This window comes from Pseudomonas sp. Pseusp18 (genome assembly GCF_059506005.1).
This window is the reverse complement of sequence record NZ_CP169240.1, coordinates 5,110,768-5,126,396: the sequence shown is the minus strand read 5'-3', so window position 1 is coordinate 5,126,396 and position 15,629 is coordinate 5,110,768. Positions and strand designations below refer to the sequence as shown.

Annotated in this window: 14 protein-coding genes and 1 tRNA gene; 7 read left to right on the top strand and 8 right to left on the bottom strand. The window is 56.6% G+C overall.

Annotation, left to right across the window (positions count from 1 at the left end):
- Nucleotides 1-116: 116 nt before the first annotated feature.
- Nucleotides 117-2,243, top strand: a complete 2,127-nt coding sequence (locus ACEN9A_RS22885; protein ID WP_258670859.1) for a TonB-dependent siderophore receptor — start codon at nt 117-119, stop codon at nt 2,241-2,243.
- Between the two features lie 105 nt (nt 2,244-2,348).
- Here ACEN9A_RS22885 and ACEN9A_RS22880 read toward each other — a convergent pair whose 3' ends face one another.
- Entirely contained in the window at nt 2,349-2,684 is a 336-nt protein-coding gene (locus ACEN9A_RS22880) for a hypothetical protein (RefSeq protein ID WP_019647955.1), read from the bottom strand.
- A 312-nt stretch (nt 2,685-2,996) separates the two neighbouring features.
- Between ACEN9A_RS22880 and ACEN9A_RS22875 the strand changes: the two genes are divergently transcribed.
- Genes ACEN9A_RS22875 through ACEN9A_RS22855 form a run of 5 tightly spaced genes read left to right on the top strand, consistent with a single transcriptional unit; the run spans nt 2,997 to nt 8,030 of the window.
- Entirely contained in the window at nt 2,997-4,469 is a 1,473-nt protein-coding gene (locus ACEN9A_RS22875; RefSeq protein WP_258674210.1) for a cytochrome c oxidase subunit II, read from the top strand.
- A gap of 48 nt (nt 4,470-4,517) precedes the next feature.
- Nucleotides 4,518-6,293 (top strand): cytochrome c oxidase subunit I, encoded by a 1,776-nt coding sequence (ctaD, locus tag ACEN9A_RS22870; protein WP_258674209.1) that lies wholly within the window; start codon nt 4,518-4,520, stop codon nt 6,291-6,293.
- Entirely contained in the window at nt 6,290-6,976 is a 687-nt protein-coding gene (locus tag ACEN9A_RS22865) for a cytochrome c oxidase subunit 3 (RefSeq protein WP_258670854.1), read from the top strand. Before ctaD ends, ACEN9A_RS22865 begins: the two co-directional genes overlap by 4 nt.
- Nucleotides 6,977-6,982: 6 nt before the next feature.
- Nucleotides 6,983-7,699 (top strand): heme-copper oxidase subunit III family protein, encoded by a 717-nt coding sequence (locus tag ACEN9A_RS22860; protein ID WP_007935710.1) that lies wholly within the window; start codon nt 6,983-6,985, stop codon nt 7,697-7,699.
- A gap of 13 nt (nt 7,700-7,712) precedes the next feature.
- Nucleotides 7,713-8,030 carry a cytochrome C oxidase subunit IV family protein gene (locus ACEN9A_RS22855; protein WP_007935708.1) on the top strand — a complete coding sequence of 106 codons (318 nt, stop codon included), beginning with the start codon at nt 7,713-7,715 and terminating at the stop codon, nt 8,028-8,030.
- A gap of 57 nt (nt 8,031-8,087) precedes the next feature.
- On the opposite strand, the gene ACEN9A_RS22850 is transcribed toward ACEN9A_RS22855, so the two are convergent.
- A complete protein-coding gene (locus ACEN9A_RS22850; RefSeq protein WP_019647959.1) occupies nt 8,088-8,642 on the bottom strand; it encodes a hypothetical protein in 555 nt (184 codons plus the stop codon).
- 384 nt (nt 8,643-9,026) lie between these two features.
- Between ACEN9A_RS22850 and ACEN9A_RS22845 the strand changes: the two genes are divergently transcribed.
- Nucleotides 9,027-9,311, top strand: a complete 285-nt coding sequence (locus ACEN9A_RS22845) for a hypothetical protein (RefSeq protein ID WP_258670848.1) — start codon at nt 9,027-9,029, stop codon at nt 9,309-9,311.
- A 98-nt stretch (nt 9,312-9,409) separates the two neighbouring features.
- Here the strand turns inward: ACEN9A_RS22845 and ACEN9A_RS22840 are convergent, their stop codons facing one another.
- From ACEN9A_RS22840 to atzF, 6 genes are all read right to left on the bottom strand, one after another.
- Nucleotides 9,410-10,975, bottom strand: coding sequence for a Fic family protein (locus tag ACEN9A_RS22840; RefSeq protein WP_258670846.1), 1,566 nt, complete (start codon nt 10,973-10,975; stop codon nt 9,410-9,412).
- A 327-nt stretch (nt 10,976-11,302) separates the two neighbouring features.
- A tRNA-Gly gene (locus ACEN9A_RS22835) sits at nt 11,303-11,376 on the bottom strand.
- 182 nt (nt 11,377-11,558) lie between these two features.
- On the bottom strand, nt 11,559-12,443 hold the full coding sequence (locus ACEN9A_RS22830; protein WP_019647962.1) for an alpha/beta fold hydrolase: 885 nt from the start codon (nt 12,441-12,443) through the stop codon (nt 11,559-11,561).
- 316 nt (nt 12,444-12,759) lie between these two features.
- The gene (locus ACEN9A_RS22825) at nt 12,760-13,452 is read right to left on the bottom strand and encodes a pseudouridine synthase (protein ID WP_258670842.1); all 693 of its coding nucleotides are present in this window, start codon (nt 13,450-13,452) and stop codon (nt 12,760-12,762) included.
- A 33-nt stretch (nt 13,453-13,485) separates the two neighbouring features.
- On the bottom strand, nt 13,486-13,704 hold the full coding sequence (locus ACEN9A_RS22820; protein WP_019580865.1) for a cysteine-rich CWC family protein: 219 nt from the start codon (nt 13,702-13,704) through the stop codon (nt 13,486-13,488).
- Nucleotides 13,705-13,826: 122 nt separating this feature from the next.
- The gene (gene atzF, locus ACEN9A_RS22815) at nt 13,827-15,605 is read right to left on the bottom strand and encodes an allophanate hydrolase (protein ID WP_258670839.1); all 1,779 of its coding nucleotides are present in this window, start codon (nt 15,603-15,605) and stop codon (nt 13,827-13,829) included.
- Nucleotides 15,606-15,629 lie beyond the last annotated feature (24 nt).

Below are 15,629 nucleotides of genomic sequence, written 5' to 3'. Positions count from 1 at the left end.
GTAAAAGCATTCAAATGCGAATACGTATCAAAGGCTAACGATACGGTATATCATGCGCCGAAAATTATTGGCACGTATGCCGTCCCATTTGGCCTCTCCACCAAGGTTCATCATCAATGCGTCGTACTCTGTTTTCTATCTGTGTGCTCCAGGCGTTTTCTCCGTCTATATGGGCAGAGCAAGCCGCTACGGAAAACACCAGTCTGGAGTTGCAAGCGACTGACATCATCGGTACGACGGACTATGAAACGGCACAAGGGCCGGTGAAGGGGTATCACGCAACGCGCTCGGCCAGTGCGACACGAACCGACACTGCGATTCACGAAACGCCACAGTCCATTAGCGTGGTGTCCAAGGATGTTGTAGAGGACATCGGCGCAACTCGCCTTCAGGACGCACTCGATTATGCCGGCGGAGTGGGACGGGCCAACAACTTCGGTGGTCAGGGGCTGACCACCTTCACGGTGCGTGGATTCACCACCGGAGAGTTTTATCGCAACGGTTTTCCGATCAACCGTGGTTATCCGAACATGCCTGACGCAAACACCATCGAGCGACTGGAGGTGCTGCGCGGCCCAGCGACCATGCTCTACGGTCGAGGCGACCCGGGTGGCACGTTTAATGTGGTCTCCAAACAGCCGCTGGCTGAGCGCTCCGTCACTCTGGGGAGTCAGCTCGACGACCAGGGTATGCAGCGCGGTACGCTGGATGCCTCAGGCCCGCTCGATGAAGAAGGTCGCCTGGCGTATCGCCTGAATGTGGTGGGCGAGGGCGGGGAAACCTTCCGTGATCATGTCGAAACCGAACGTTATGGAGTGACGCCGGTTCTTTCCTGGCAGGCCAGCGACGACACCAAGGTGATTTTCGAGGGCGACTTCATGCGCAACAATCACCCTCTGGACCGCGGTCTGACGCGCTATCCGAATCAAATTGGCACAGCGTCCCGTGACACCTTCTTCGGTGAAAAAGACGCGGGCAAATTACACAACGACAACAACATGGCGCAGCTGCGGTTCGAGCACTTGCTAAGCGATAACTGGACATTGGGTGGCGGTTTTCAATGGCTCGATGGCACCTTGCAGGGCAACGCAATTGAAGCCAATGGTGTTGCCGCTGATGGGCGCACGCTGGGTCGTAACTTCAGTTACCGCAAGTTGGAGTGGACGGATAAAGACACTCAACTGAACCTCACCGGGCATTTCTCCACCGGCGGCTTCGAGCACACGCTGTTGACCGGTGTCGAGTACGAGGATTACGACTACAAGTCCATCATCCAGCGCTCCAGCGGAGCGGTCGGCGCCTATTCGATCGACCTCTTCAATCCGGTGTACGGCCAGCCGCGTCCAGCCTTGACCCGTACCCCGACCAACGACAAGGAAAACCTCAAGACATACGCAGCCTTCGTTCAGGATCAGGTGGCGTTGACCGAGCGTTTAAAAGTCTTGGCGGGCGCCCGCTTCGAGCGCTTTGAGCACGACTACGAAACTTTTGTGCCGGGTGGCAGGAGCTGGGCGGCGAGCGACAATGCGGTGACGCCGCGTCTTGGGGTGATTTACGATCTTACCGATACTGTAGCGGTGTATGCCGATGCAGCGCGCTCCTTCAAGCCCAATACGGGGGCCAGCCGTCAGGGCGGAGGTTTTGACCCGGAAAAGGGCAAGTCTTATGAGATGGGTATCAAATGGGAAGCCCTGGATCGCCAGTTGAGTGTTGATGCGGCGATCTACCAGATTGAAAAACGCAACGTCCTCACCACCGATCCTGTGGACTCTACATTCAGCGTAGCGGCCGGCGAGGTGCGCAGCCGTGGCTTTGATCTGAACGTGGCCGGCAATCTGACTCCGGAATGGCGAGTGATTGGCGGCTATGCCTATGTCGATGCCGAGGTCACCAAGGACAATGTGATCCAGTCGGGAACCCGGCTGATGAACATTCCGCGGAACAGCTTCAGCCTGCTCAACGTCTATGAATTCCAGGATGGCACGTTCAAAGGGCTAGGCTTGGGCGTGGGTGGTAAGTACGTCGATGAGCGTGCGGGCCAGACTGCTAACACGGCGTTTTCTATGGGCAGTTACACCGTTGTCGATCTGCTCGGTTTCTACAAGGTCAATGACAAGGTCAGGCTCAATCTCGATGTGAAGAACCTGTTCGACCGTGACTATGAAGAAGGCGCCTTTGGCAATGTCTATGCCTACCCTGGTGAGCCGAGAACCGTCCAGGTCGGTATTTCTTACACGCTCTAGCCGATCTTCAAGGCATCCTTGCGAGCAACACGCGCTCCCCTTCAAGAGGAATGCCAGTCAGGCTGACTGGCATTTTTATTTCCAGGCGGATACTTCGGGGCGCTGCTAAAGCAACTGATCAATCAAAACCGCATTGCTATAGATCAAGCTGCCATCGCTCGCTCGATGCCCGACCAAATGGAACTGACCGCGCTCGTCATGCAAATAGACGCGCATTTGGCAGTCGGACAAGGGAGCGTATCCCTCAGGCAAGATCAACTCCATTGAGCTCATGTCGACATCGACCATTGCTTCTCGCTCATGGGTCTTCTGCAGGCGTTCTTCAGCATCCTCCAGGCGCAGATGGAGGGGGCCGTCGACGTAAAAATGGATCTCACCGATCGGAATGGACTTCTGGTCGGGTCTGGGCTTGCACCAGCCTTCGATCGTCAGGGTACTCATGACGAAACCTCCGTCGTGGACTGCTGGACTCTGTGGCTCTTGTCTCCCCTCAAGGCCATCACTTTTCTGACTACTACGCATGGGCAGGGTTGGTCTTTTGAGCCGCTTCTGGCCGATCTCTGCCGTCCGTAATCTGAAATTGAGTATAGCTGGCAACCGGGCCTCGCTTGCCCACCTCACGGTACAGCCCGATGGCTCTATACTTCTTACTGACTTTGCCACCGGGATGGGTGGCAGTTGTCTGCCCTGCTTGGACGTCAGTGGCGATGCTTTGGCATAACCAATGAGCAACAGGAACAGGATGAAGAGAACATGGCAATAGCAATTATCTTGATACTAATCGTTATTGCATCAGTACTCTTCCATATACTCGCGCCTTGGCATGCAACACCGGCAGCTTCCAACTGGGGATCAATAGATACCACCCTGTTTATCACCCTGATCATTAGCGGGATATTCTTCATCGCCATTACGGTTTTTATGGCGGTGGCGGTGATGCGTTATCGTCACAAGGAGGGATCCAGGGCGCACTACCAACCAGAAAGTAAAAAACTGGAACTATGGTTAATTATCGTTACCTCCGTAGGTATTGCCGCCATGCTGGCGCCAGGCCTGGTTGTTTACGATGATTTTATCCGGGTACCGAAAAATGCCTATGAACTTGAAGTGATCGCCCAGCAGTGGCAGTGGGCCTTTCGTTTCCCTGGCCAAGACGGGAAGTTGGGTAAGTCGGATATCAAGTTTGTTGATTCCACCAACCCCCTCGGCCTTGATCCCAATGATCCTGCCGGGCAGGACGATGTACTGATAAAAAGCAATGAAGTTCGTCTTCCGCTCGATAAGCCGGTGAAAGTTTTACTGCGATCCAAAGATGTATTGCACGATTTCTATGTGCCGCAAATGCGCAGCAAGATGGACATGGTGCCAGGGATGGTGTCGTATTTTTGGTTTACGCCGACTAAAACCGGTAAGTATGAAGTTCTTTGCGCTGAATATTGTGGCGTAGGTCATTACAACATGCGCGGCCATATGATCGTGGAAGAACAGGACGTCTTCGATCAATGGTTGGCCAGCCAGCCGACGTTTGCGCAGACATTAGCGACAGCTGCCAGGCCCAGTCAGGACAGCGTGCTGGAAAAGGGCCGCCAGTTGGTCGAAAAATACGGTTGCGGGGCCTGCCATAGCCAGGATGGCAGTGCCAGTCTCGGCCCGGGATGGAAGGGCTTGTATGGCCGCACTGAACAGCTTGCCGATGGCAGCAGTGTGCAGGTCGATGAGGCTTACCTGAAAGAGTCGATCCTCGATCCGAAGGCTCGCCTGGTACAAGGCTACCCGCCGGTCATGGTGACCTATACTCTCAATGACGATGAACTGGGTGCGCTCGTCGCCCTGATCAAATCACTGGGTGCTGCGCGACAAGGCGACGAATCTGCTGCCGGCCAAGCGCCGGGCCCAGGTGAGGACCTGGCGGCGCAGGGACAGCAGTTGGCCGAATCGCTCGGCTGCCTGGCCTGCCACAGTGTCGATGGCAGCAAGGGCATCGGTCCCAGCTGGCAGGGTCTGTACGGCAAGACCGAAACCCTTGCCGACGGTACGAGCATCAAGGTCGATGAGGGCTATATAAAAGATTCGGTTCTTAATCCCGCTGCCAAAATCGTCAAGGGTTATGCACCCGTCATGCCGGTCTTTGCTCCCAGCGATAAGGAGTTGAATGCACTGATCGCTTTTATCAAATCCAAAGCGAATGCCGACGCTGATACGAGCAAGGCGCAGCCAGGGAAATAGCCGTAAGCAGCCAGCAGTACACCGAAACTTCGACAGGAGGATGACGTGATGGCCTATGCGGAGCAAGCCGAAACAGAAGCACTGCACGAGCCTAAAAGCTTCCTGACCAAATATGTCTGGAGTCAGGACCACAAGGTCATAGCCATTCAATATTCGTTGACGGCTCTGTTCGTGGGGCTTATCGCTGTGGTGTTGTCCGACTTGATGCGCTTACAGATAGGCTTCCCCGGCAGTTTGGCGTTCATGGACGCCAATACTTACTATCAGGCGATGACCATGCACGGCATGATCATGGTCATTTATTTGCTGACGGCCCTGTTTCTGGGCGGCTTCGGTAACTATCTGATCCCGCTGATGGTGGGCGCCCGCGACATGGTCTTCCCCTACGTCAATATGCTGAGCTACTGGTTCTACCTGGTGGCGGTACTGGTATTGCTCGCCGGTTTCTTTGTGCCGGGCGGTCCCACCGGGTCGGGCTGGACGCTCTATCCGCCACAGTCCATTTCTCAGGGGACACCGGGGGTCGAGTGGGGCATTGTCCTGATGCTCATCTCACTGGCGATTTTTATTGTCGCCGCCACCATGGGCGGTTTGAACTACGTCACCACGGTGTTGCAGGCGCGCACGCACGGCATGACCTTGTTTCGCATGCCGCTCTCCGTATGGGGAATCTTCATGGCCTCGATCATGGCCTTGCTGGCCTTCCCGGCGCTGTTTGTCAGTGCGGTCATGATGCTGTTCGACAAGCTGTTGGGCACCAGCTTCTTTATGCCGGCGATGATCTCGCTGGGGCAGCAGCTCAATCATCAGGGCGGTAGCCCGATCTTGTTCCAGCACCTGTTCTGGTTCTTCGGCCACCCGGAGGTCTACATCGTTGCTCTCCCTGCGTTTGGCCTGGTCTCCGACTTGATCAGCACCCATGCGCGTAAAAATATCTTCGGCTACCGAATGATGGTGTGGGCGATTATTGCGATTGGCGTGCTCAGCTTTGTGGTCTGGGCGCACCATATGTATGTCAGCGGAATGAACCCGTACTTTGGCTTTTTCTTCGCCGTCACCACCTTGATCATCGCGGTGCCGACCGCACTGAAAGTCTATAACTGGGTGCTGACCCTGTGGCGGGGCGACATTCATCTGACCGTGCCGATGCTGTTTGCCCTGGCCTTTATCGTCACCTTCCTGGTGGGTGGTCTGACCGGGTTGTTTCTCGGCAATGTGATTGTGGACATTCCGCTCTCGGACACCTATTTCGTCGTCGCCCATTTCCATATGGTCATGGGAGTCGCACCGGTACTGGTGGTATTCGGCGGCATCTATCATTGGTTTCCGAAAGTCACCGGGCGCATGTTTAACGACACCCTGGGCAAGCTGCATTTCTGGATTACCTTTCTGGGTACCTACGCCATTTTCTTCCCCATGCACTACTTGGGTTTCCAGGGTATGCCGCGCCGTTACTACGCCTATGAAAACTACGCGTTCATCCCGCAGTCGGCGCAAGAGTTGAATGCCTTCATTACGGTGGTCGCATTGATCGTCGGCGTTTCCCAGTTGCTGTTCGTGTTCAACCTGGCCTGGAGTGTATTTAAAGGTAAGCCCGCAGGCAGTAATCCCTGGGGCGCGGCCAGTCTGGAATGGCAAACGCCGAACACCCCACCGGTACATGGTAACTGGGGAGCGAAACTGCCGGTGGTGCATCGCTGGGCCTATGACTACAGCGTGCCGGGGATAGAGCAGGATTTCGTGCCGCAAACGGTCTCTGTCGAGGAGCTGGAGCAAATGCGGCAACTCAGTGCCGGAACCAAGATAGCGGACGTTAAAACATGAACAGACTGCTATTGAGAAATGCCGACGACGCTGACCCCGGCGGCAGTTGGAATCGCGATCCTGAAGGTATTCAGGCCGACGCCGATAGAAGCCGAACCGCAAGGGTAGGCCTGCGCTTGTTTCTGGCTGTGGTGAGCTCGTTATTCTTTCTCTTCCTGCTCGCCTTCATTGCCCGCTCACAAATGGCCGACTGGCTACCCCTGACAGACCCCTTGGCGCCGTTAGCCAACCCATGGCCGTTGTGGGTGAATTCGGCTTTTCTGGTACTGAGTTGCATCGCACTGCAGTGGTCGCGCATGGCCGCCCGACAGGCTCGACTGGACGCAACGGTCATGGGTTTTGTCGTGGGGGGGGTATTTGCAATTGCCTTTCTGACGGGACAAGTCTGGGTCTGGCAGCAGTTTGTCGCCTGGGGCTACTTTGTCGCCAGTAATCCGGCCAACAGTTTCTTCTACCTGTTGACCGGTGTGCATGGCCTTCACCTGCTGGGCGGGCTGATTGCCTGGGGCATAACCGTCGCTAAATTCCTGCGTCACGTGCCGTTGCCGCAACTGCGCGTCAGCGTAGAGCTCTGTACCACCTATTGGCACTACTTATTGGGTCTTTGGTTCGTGCTCTTCGCGCTGCTGACCAGCACGCCGCAAACCTATGAAGCCATCGCCAGATTCTGCGGCCTGAGGTGAAAAGCCATGGCATCGCACCCACAAGAAGCCCCAAGCGAGTCAAGTTCATCCAACCCACCAGGCTTGCCGCCTGCACCCGGATGGCAGGGCATCGCCAGTGACTGGGCCTCGGATAGGGAGGCTTTCAGGCAGGTCCCCTGGGGCAAGGCGATGATGTGGATATTCCTGCTCAGCGATACGTTTATATTCACCTGCTTTTTAACCGGCTACATGTCGGTCCGCATGACCATCACCGCCCCTTGGCCGAACCCCAGTGAAGTGTTTGCATTGACGATCGGCGGTAGAGAAATCCCGCTTATTCTGATTGCCATCATGACCTTTGTACTGATCAGCAGCAGCGGCACCATGGCCATGGCCGTTAACTTCGCCTATCGCCGTGATCGTGCGAAAACCACGGCCCTGATGCTGGCGACCGCGGCCTTGGGCGTGACCTTCGTCAGCATGCAGGCATTTGAATGGAGCAAGCTCATCGCCGAAGGCGTGCGTCCCTGGGGGAATCCCATGGGGGCGGCGCAATTCGGGGCCAGCTTCTTCATGATTACCGGTTTCCACGGGCTGCATGTGTCCATCGGCGCCATCTATCTCAGCATTGTGGCGATGAAAGTCATGCGAGGAGATTATGAGCGCTCCGGAAACTATCAGAACGTTGAGATAGCCGGGCTTTACTGGCACTTCGTGGATTTGGTGTGGGTGTTTATTTTTGCTTTCTTCTATTTATGGTAGAGGAGCACGGGTGATGGCGCATGCTCAGGGTCAACAACATCCGATTAGTTTGTACCTCAAAATCTGGGGGCTGTTATTCGTCCTCAGCACAATGTCGTATCTGGTCGACTATTTTCACTTCCATGGCTACCTTCGGTGGGCCCTGATTATCACTTTCATGTTGTTGAAGGCAGGTTTGATTGTCTCCATCTTCATGCACATGGCCTGGGAACGGTTGGCCATGGTCTACGCCATACTGGTGCCACCGTTGTGTTTGCTGGTGCTCGTCGGGCTGATGGCCACCGAGGCGGATTATGTTTTCCTCAGCAGGGTCATTTTCTTCGGTCAATAAGCAGCTTACGGATGGCCTTGAGCCTCCGGCGCTAACCCGCAATAGCAATAAATGGCGTTATATCGTTCGCTTGAACTGATGCCATTTGTGCAGCCAGGCGACTGTCCAGTGAGGGGATGCCGTACCCGTGCCGGCGATCTTCAGTTTTGGATGATGTTCAATGACCCGATCCAATACCGGCTCCTGATTCGGATCAACATCCACGAAGAAGATATGTTTGCCGTCTTCCACCATCTGTTTAAAGTTGCGGAAGTGCGCGTTAGGTACCTGAATACCAAAAAAGCCGCCTTCCCAGATGCAGAAGCCAAATATAACAATGGCAAGGAAGATAAAAGGTACCCAGCCTGCGGCGGTTTCGGTCCAGCCCAGCCAATAGGCACCGCCAAGGATCAGCGCTGCGAGTGGCACTCCAACCGCTGCACCAATCTCGCCAGAGTGAACAACATCCTGTTTCATCAACGAGTTGACCTCGTGGAGGTGATGTTCTTCAACATCAGCCACTTGTTCACTGAGCACATGAATTTGTTCGGTATTGATGCCGTTGGCTTCCAGTTCGGTTTCAAGGGCTTCGAGATCGTCGAGATTGTCACTGATGTAATAGTGTCGGTTCATGCCACACCTCCCATCTCGTGTTGGCCGTAGGCCTCCTCTGTCCCGCAGCCGTAAACTGAGATTTGCAGTCGGTATCTGCGCCCGTGGGGAACGTTGCACACTTCATGCAATCCGTAGGAAGTATAGCATTCGCTAGTATGCGGGGCCGGAGGTGGCAAGGTCTGGAGGGCCGCTAAACCACAGAGGGTTTCATCGTTTGAATCCTTCTCTCAGGTCGCAGGGCGAGTGAGGGGCGACGGCTTGAGCTTTGTGCAAGCAGCGGACGCAGCAATGGCAAATGTGTGGGAAATTCTGACACCCTTTTTGGGATGCACGAAGTTCCGGACTAGGAGAGCATTCCTAAGCGGAACATATTGGCGTTCCCCATCGAAGAGGAAATTTGTCTTGAGTGCACTGAGAATCAAGCTTGAGAAGCTGTACAGCTACACCCAAACATCCTTGGCCAAACGCATCGTCGCGTTCCTGGTTTTGCCCTATGTACTGCATAAGGTCGTGGAAAAATCGCATGAGGTTTTCCAAGCCACCGTTGATCTGGTTCAAACAATGGGCTTCTGGCAATCATTGCCCTATGCCGTGGCCTGCTCATTAGTGATGGTTATTACTCGTCAGGCGGTGGTCATTGGTCGCAATCTGCGTAAGGCTCTCATGCTGCGTTTAGGATCCCGCTAACCATTCGTTAAATGGACAGTTGGCGCTACCCAAGGTACTGTTCCCCCGGGTACAAAAAAACGGCTATCAAGGCCGTTTTTTCTAATCAACCCAGCGCCTTACCCAGATTCGCCGAAAAAACCTTCTTCGCCTGCACCCATCTCTCGATCCTCAAACGCAGAACGCACAGCCTCCACAACGCGTTCCGCCATGCGCTCATCTTCAAGCTGCGGGTACCCTTTCTTTAGCTTGCCGGACACCACCCAGCCGTTCTCCTTGATGGAGCGGATGATGCGGTTCGCATCCAGGTCTGGCATTTCCAGTACCTCTTTCAGCTGTTCCTGAGCTCGCTGAAAGATCACCAGTACTCTGGCTTCATCCGCCATTTCCTTTCGAATCGTGTGCTCGACGACACGTGCGGTGTACAGGACGTGTTCGGTCAGATCGGGATAGCGCCAGGCGAAACACGCGTCCTCGTATTCATCGAAGATGAAGTTGCTGCGAGTCCCGTCCTCGTAGGTCACGAGTTCGCCGAACCGATAGGCCGCTGCGTAACGTCGCATGAACGGTCGCGAGAACACTTCGAGCGTACGGTCGTAGCCGGCCCTGAAGTCGATCGAGCTCGTGATTGTGGCTGACACCGGCAGTATCACGCCGTCGGGCACTGCCTTATCCCGAATCAGGGTGTCGTTGATCAGGAAACGATGAATCCGGCCATTGCCATCGCGCATGGGATGGATGTACACGAAGCCAAAGGCCAACACAGCGGCACGTGCCAATGATTCCGCGCCACGCGTTGCAACTTCAAACTCGTTGAGTCCTGCCAATAGCTGAGCGAGATCCGCGAAATGTGGGGCAATGTAATGCACGATGTCCTCGCGCATCGTGGCTTGTCCCACAAACACCGGAGAGCGCCGCAGGCCCAGTCCAATGGCATCACGCCCCAGAATGCCGGCTTGCAGGGAGCGCAGGCTGTCGTTGCTCAACGGGTCTTTGATATGTCCGCAGTACTGGGCGATGACATGGGCAAACCGCTGGATACGATCGGCCTGGTCGGCTTCCTTTTCGATGAGAAAGCTCGCGCGCGATTCCTTGAACGTCAGCCAACTGGCGGTACGCATCAGGATGTCGGGGCCAAAGGCCTGATCCAATTCATCCAATGCCTCGCGTAGATCGAATTGCAGGGCCTCCTGCACTGGCACCGTACGACGAACCAAGGGGCAGAACTCAGCCGTCCCCGGCAGGTTGTTATTGACTCGCCAACGCCGAGTTCGCAGTGACTCGCGACGAGTCAGGTAATCTTTTGGCGAAAGTACATCAACATAGCCGCCATTGGTTACGTCTGGCACATCCAGACGTTGCCCTGTCAGCCATTCGTAGAGGAATCCCGTGCGACGGGCATACTGACCGAATGGCTCCCGTCGACACCAGTCTTCGACAGGCTGCGGACCTATGGTCGCAAACAGGCGGGCGAAGAACTCGAGATGGATCTCTTCGTACTTGAGGCCGAATTCGAAATGTCCTGCGAAATCGTCTGCGGGCCGATAGCTTACCGGATACCGGTTCTCCACATTGCCGTCACTTTCGCGACTGACACGTACAGTGCCGATCATCGAGTCGACTCGTAGAGGCTGTGCCAGTGCGATGTCGTAACGGTTTGCGAGGGTCTTGAAACCGACTTGCATTGACGAAATCCTTTACTGGGGCAAGAAAAACGCTAACAGAACGTCGATCATATGCGAAAACGCTAATTTCCGTAGATATGAAAATATTAACGCTTGATGAAATTCGATAATAAATCCGTATTTTTCGAAAAAAACGCTAACGGATTTCAGGATAGTCGCTAACGCCCCGAGAGCACTTACTCATCGATCAGCGAACAACGGACGACAAAGGGGAGATGCCTCATAGCCCGATTCCACCAAACCCCAGGCACAAAAAAACCGGCCATCAATGCCGGTTTTTTTTACCTGCATCCCCCGTCAAAAAACGACGTGAGACTGAAATCTGATTGGAGCGGGTGAAGGGAATCGAACCCTCGTTATCAGCTTGGGAAGCTGGAGTAATGCCATTATACGACACCCGCTCAGAGCGGCTGACTTTGTACCAGATGTGAGCGCGGATTTGAAGTTTTTCTTTATGCGCGATGGCTTTAGCGCCGGGTGAAACACAAACAGGGACCGCTTGGCGGTCATTCGCGGGCAAGCCTCGCGCCTACGGGAGTGCGTTCAACACAGTAGGGCGGGGCTTGCTCGCGATGACTCTGTTTCAGATTGCCAATGCATGGTGGTCCTGGACGTAGTGGTAACGCGGCCGGCTTTCGTGTTGCGTCGGCTTCAGGAAGCCCAGCAATGCGTTACGGCTGTCTTGGCAGGCAGTTTTATGTTCCATGTCGAGGAAGTGGCCGGTGGCCTGAAGGGTGCTGAAGGTGCTGTGTTGCACATGGCCGGCGAACAGCCTGGCATCGGCGGGGGCGGTGTACTCGTCCCATTCGCCGTTCATGAACAGCACTGGCACATTGATTTTCTTTGCCGCGTTCAGGTAGCAGTTGCGGTCGCTGTTGAGCACGTCGCTGATGTGAAAGTGCATCTGCCCGTATTCGTGTTCGGCCAACGAGCTGACGTGACGGTGGTTGAAGCGCTTGAACAGCGAAGGCAGGTGTTTGCCGATGGTGCTGTTCACCAGATGGCCGACGCGGTCACCGTCCCGGTTGCCGAGGTAATCGACACCGCGCTGAAGGTAGTCGAGCATGTGCTCGTTGACCACCGGCGAGAACGAACTGATCACAGCCTTTTCGATGCGCCGTGGCCGGTGGGCGAGGGCGACGAGCGTGGCGGCGCCACCAAAGGAAAACGACAGCACGTGTTCTGCCGCGAAGTGGTCGATCAGCTCCAGGAGGATCTGCCCTTCGATTTCCTTGGTCAGCATTTTCTCATGCAGGTTGTGGGCCTTGGACTTGCCCGCGTAGGGCTGGTCGTAGCACACCACATTGAACTGCGGATAAAGGTTTTTCACGGTTTGGGCAAACGACGCAGTCGTGGACATCGAGCCGTTGACCAGAATGATGGTCTTTTCTGCGGCGTCTGCGCGATAGAACTCCGTGTAAACCCGATACTGACCCTGTATATCCAGCACAGCGATTTCTGGCCTCATGACATAAGACTCCTGGCAAGCGGGTATGCGCGCAAATCAGATTGCACGAGCTTTGTGACAGGTAGGCATACGCCTGGAATTTTTGAAGGCCCATGTCGATCCATTGCAGGCCGGTCGACGGGTATTGTTATAAGCGGGCAGTTTGCCGGGGGAAGGCGGAACCTGAGGGTTCTCTGCCGGCAAAAAGTTTCTTAGAGTAGTTTTGGTGACTCGTCGGTCACATTTCGCGCCGACGTCCTGATTCAAGCAGGGGTCACGTCATCGCGCAAGTATCTTTCGAAAAATGTTCGACAACTTCTGCTGAGCGGTCGTCGGCTTAGATCAATCGGATCTCTTCGACGCTCAACGGCCGGTATTCGCCGGGCTTCAGCGCGTCGTCGAGCAGCAGCGGCCCCATGCGTTCGCGGTGCAGGCGCAATACCTTGTTGTCGAAGTGGCCGAACATCCGTTTTACCTGATGATAACGGCCCTCGACGATGCTCAGGCGCGCCGATTTTGCCCCGAGCAAGACCAGTTCGGCAGGTTGGGTTGTGAGGTCTTCGAAGGCGAAGTACAGGCCTTTGGCGAATGTGATCGCGTAGTCGGCAGTGATCTCCTGCTCCGTCTCGACGTAGTAGACCTTGGGCAGTTTGGTCTGCGGCTGGGTCAGGCGTCGCGACCAGGTGCCGTCGTTGGTGATCAGCATCAGGCCGGTGGTGTTGAAGTCCAGGCGACCGGCGATGTGCAGGTCATCCTTGTCCGCTTCATGGATCAGGTCGAGCACCGTCGAGTGTTGCGGGTCGCGGGTGGCACTGACGCAACCGGGCGGTTTGTGCAGCATGAAGTAGCGGGCCGGTTTGCCGACCTGCAGCACTTCGTCGTCGACTTCCACCCGGCTGAACTCGAGAACCTCGGCGTGAGGGTCGCTGACGATGTTTCCGTCGACCCTGACGCGCTTTTCCACCAGCAACAGGCGTACCTGCTTGCGGTTGAAGCGGGGCAGGTTGCTGAGGAAACGGTCAACGCGCATGGCCAGGGATCGGTGGGAAAAGGGCTGTGTATGTTACGTGATCGGCCAGGCGGCTGCTTGCAACTGCGCCTCGACCCGGGCGCAGGCCGGGCACAGGCAGGACTTGTCGCGCAGCTCGGCCGGCAGCGTTTCGAACACCGCCGGGTCGATGCTGACGCCGTAGCACCAGCAGGCACGATCGACGGTTCGTGGGTCGGCCAGGCTGCAGTCGTTGGAGGCGCCGCAGGCCGGGCAGAGATCAGGCTTATTCATGAAAGGGGCATTCGGTAATGGCCGGTTTGCTTGGCCCGAGCTGCGCATGATCGTCCCGCAAGCCGCCATGTGCAAGCTAACGCCCGCACATTCCTGAAGGAGTCTTGCCGGTGATCAGGCGATCAACCCAGGCTTTTCAAATACGCCCGCCACCCGCCCAAATGACTGATTTCCACCGCCCCGTCCAACCCATACGGCTCACAGATAAACCCGCTCTCCCAACGCCCATCCGCCAGTTGCACCTTGCCCAGCCCCAGCGGTGCCGGAATCCCGGTCAGGAACGAACCCAATTCACTGCTCGGCAATTCCCAGACTTCCACCGCAATCGCCACGCCGCCCTCTTTAACGCGGACCATGCCGGGGCGATACGGTGGGCCGCCGGCCAAGGCATACAGCTGATAGTCGGGAGAGCTCTGAGTTGTTTCTACCAGCCGCGCTCCACGCTGTTTGAGTTGCCAGTTCAGCGCCAGCCCCTCCAGGTGCGCGCCGCAGACCACCAGTCGTGCCCGGTCATTGTGCGCGATGGCGGCCGGTGCGGGTGACGCCAGGCCCTGCTGACGTTGCAGGGCATCTGCCACGCTCAACAGATACTGATCGGTAAACGCGCGACCAAACAAGGTCACGCCCCATGGCAAACCATTGCCCATCAATCCGCTGGGCACGGCGACGGCAGCGTAATCGAGCAGGTTCATGAAGTTGGTGTAGTAGCCCAGTTCCGAGTTGCGCAGTACCGGTTCGGCGGCAAGTTCCGCCAATGTCACCGGACGGCCAATGGTTGGCGTCAGCACGCAGTCGAGGCCCTCCAATACTCTGTCGCACAGCGCCTTCAAGGCTTGCAGTCGGTAGTGGGCGCGGAAGGTTTGCACGCCGGTCACTGCCGGGGCCTTGGCCAGCACGGCACGAATCACTGGCAATACGGCTTGAGGATTTTGCTCCATCAATTTGCCGGCCACGCTGTAACGCTCGGCCACCCATGGCCCTTCGTAGAGCAACCGCGCCGCTTCAAGGAAGGGCGACAAATCCAGTTCGACCGCTTCACCGCCTAGGGCTTTAAGCTGGTCGATGGCGTCGCCAAACAACAACGGGCCTTCAGGGCAGCCGAAGAACGCCAGGTCCTGCGCACGGGGCACACCGAAACGAAACGCGCGCGGCGTGCCGAAGGCCGAGCCGTCATTCCACAGCGGATTGCTGCGGCTGTATTCATCCCGTGGGTCGAGATGAGCGGTCAGTGCCAACAACTGACTGGCTTCCCGAGCCGTGGCCGTAAAGGTCGTGACGCAATCGAGCGTGCGACAGGCCGGAACCACCCCGGCCGTGGAGATCAGCCCTTTGGTGGCTTTCAAACCGACCAGATTGTTCAGCGCCGCCGGTACGCGTCCGGAACCTGCGGTGTCGGTGCCCAGGGCAAAACTCGCCACGCCGAGCGCCACCGCCAGTGAAGAGCCGGCGCTGGAACCGCCCGACGGATATTCCGGCAACACGCTGTTCGGGCAAGCGCCATACGGCGAGCGGCTGCCGTTGAGGCCGGTGGCGAACTGGTCGAGATTGGTCTTGCCCAGCGGGATCGCGCCCAGCGCCAGCAGTTGCTCGACGATGGTCGCCGAACGCTCCGGCACGTAGGCAAACGCCGGGCACGCCGCGGTGGTCGGAATGCCCGCCAGATCGATATTGTCCTTGATCGCGAACGGCACGCCGTACAGCGGCAGGCTGCCTGGGTCACGACCATCGAGGGCGGCGAGGTACGGTTCCAGTTCCTCCGCGCTGAGTAAATGGATGAACAAGTGATAGTCCGGGTTCAGCGCCGCGGCTTTTTCCCGCAGGCTCGGCAGCAATTGCCGAGGCGTGATGTGGCCATCACGGTAAGCGTTGCGCAGGGCGTCGAGTTGCAGATTGATGTTCATGGTTCAGATCCTTGTTGAAATGGC

What these genes read in the sequence shown, in the direction of transcription:
- ACEN9A_RS22885 (WP_258670859.1), top strand. Translation starts at nt 117, where the DNA reads ATGCGTCGTACTCTGTTTTCTATCTGTGTGCTCCAGGCGTTTTCTCCG.
- ACEN9A_RS22880 (WP_019647955.1), bottom strand. Translation starts at nt 2,684, where the DNA reads ATGAGTACCCTGACGATCGAAGGCTGGTGCAAGCCCAGACCCGACCAG.
- ACEN9A_RS22875 (WP_258674210.1), top strand. Translation starts at nt 2,997, where the DNA reads ATGGCAATAGCAATTATCTTGATACTAATCGTTATTGCATCAGTACTC.
- ctaD (WP_258674209.1), top strand. Translation starts at nt 4,518, where the DNA reads ATGGCCTATGCGGAGCAAGCCGAAACAGAAGCACTGCACGAGCCTAAA.
- ACEN9A_RS22865 (WP_258670854.1), top strand. Translation starts at nt 6,290, where the DNA reads ATGAACAGACTGCTATTGAGAAATGCCGACGACGCTGACCCCGGCGGC.
- ACEN9A_RS22860 (WP_007935710.1), top strand. Translation starts at nt 6,983, where the DNA reads ATGGCATCGCACCCACAAGAAGCCCCAAGCGAGTCAAGTTCATCCAAC.
- ACEN9A_RS22855 (WP_007935708.1), top strand. Translation starts at nt 7,713, where the DNA reads ATGGCGCATGCTCAGGGTCAACAACATCCGATTAGTTTGTACCTCAAA.
- ACEN9A_RS22850 (WP_019647959.1), bottom strand. Translation starts at nt 8,642, where the DNA reads ATGAACCGACACTATTACATCAGTGACAATCTCGACGATCTCGAAGCC.
- ACEN9A_RS22840 (WP_258670846.1), bottom strand. Translation starts at nt 10,975, where the DNA reads ATGCAAGTCGGTTTCAAGACCCTCGCAAACCGTTACGACATCGCACTG.
- ACEN9A_RS22830 (WP_019647962.1), bottom strand. Translation starts at nt 12,443, where the DNA reads ATGAGGCCAGAAATCGCTGTGCTGGATATACAGGGTCAGTATCGGGTT.
- ACEN9A_RS22825 (WP_258670842.1), bottom strand. Translation starts at nt 13,452, where the DNA reads ATGCGCGTTGACCGTTTCCTCAGCAACCTGCCCCGCTTCAACCGCAAG.
- ACEN9A_RS22820 (WP_019580865.1), bottom strand. Translation starts at nt 13,704, where the DNA reads ATGAATAAGCCTGATCTCTGCCCGGCCTGCGGCGCCTCCAACGACTGC.
- atzF (WP_258670839.1), bottom strand. Translation starts at nt 15,605, where the DNA reads ATGAACATCAATCTGCAACTCGACGCCCTGCGCAACGCTTACCGTGAT.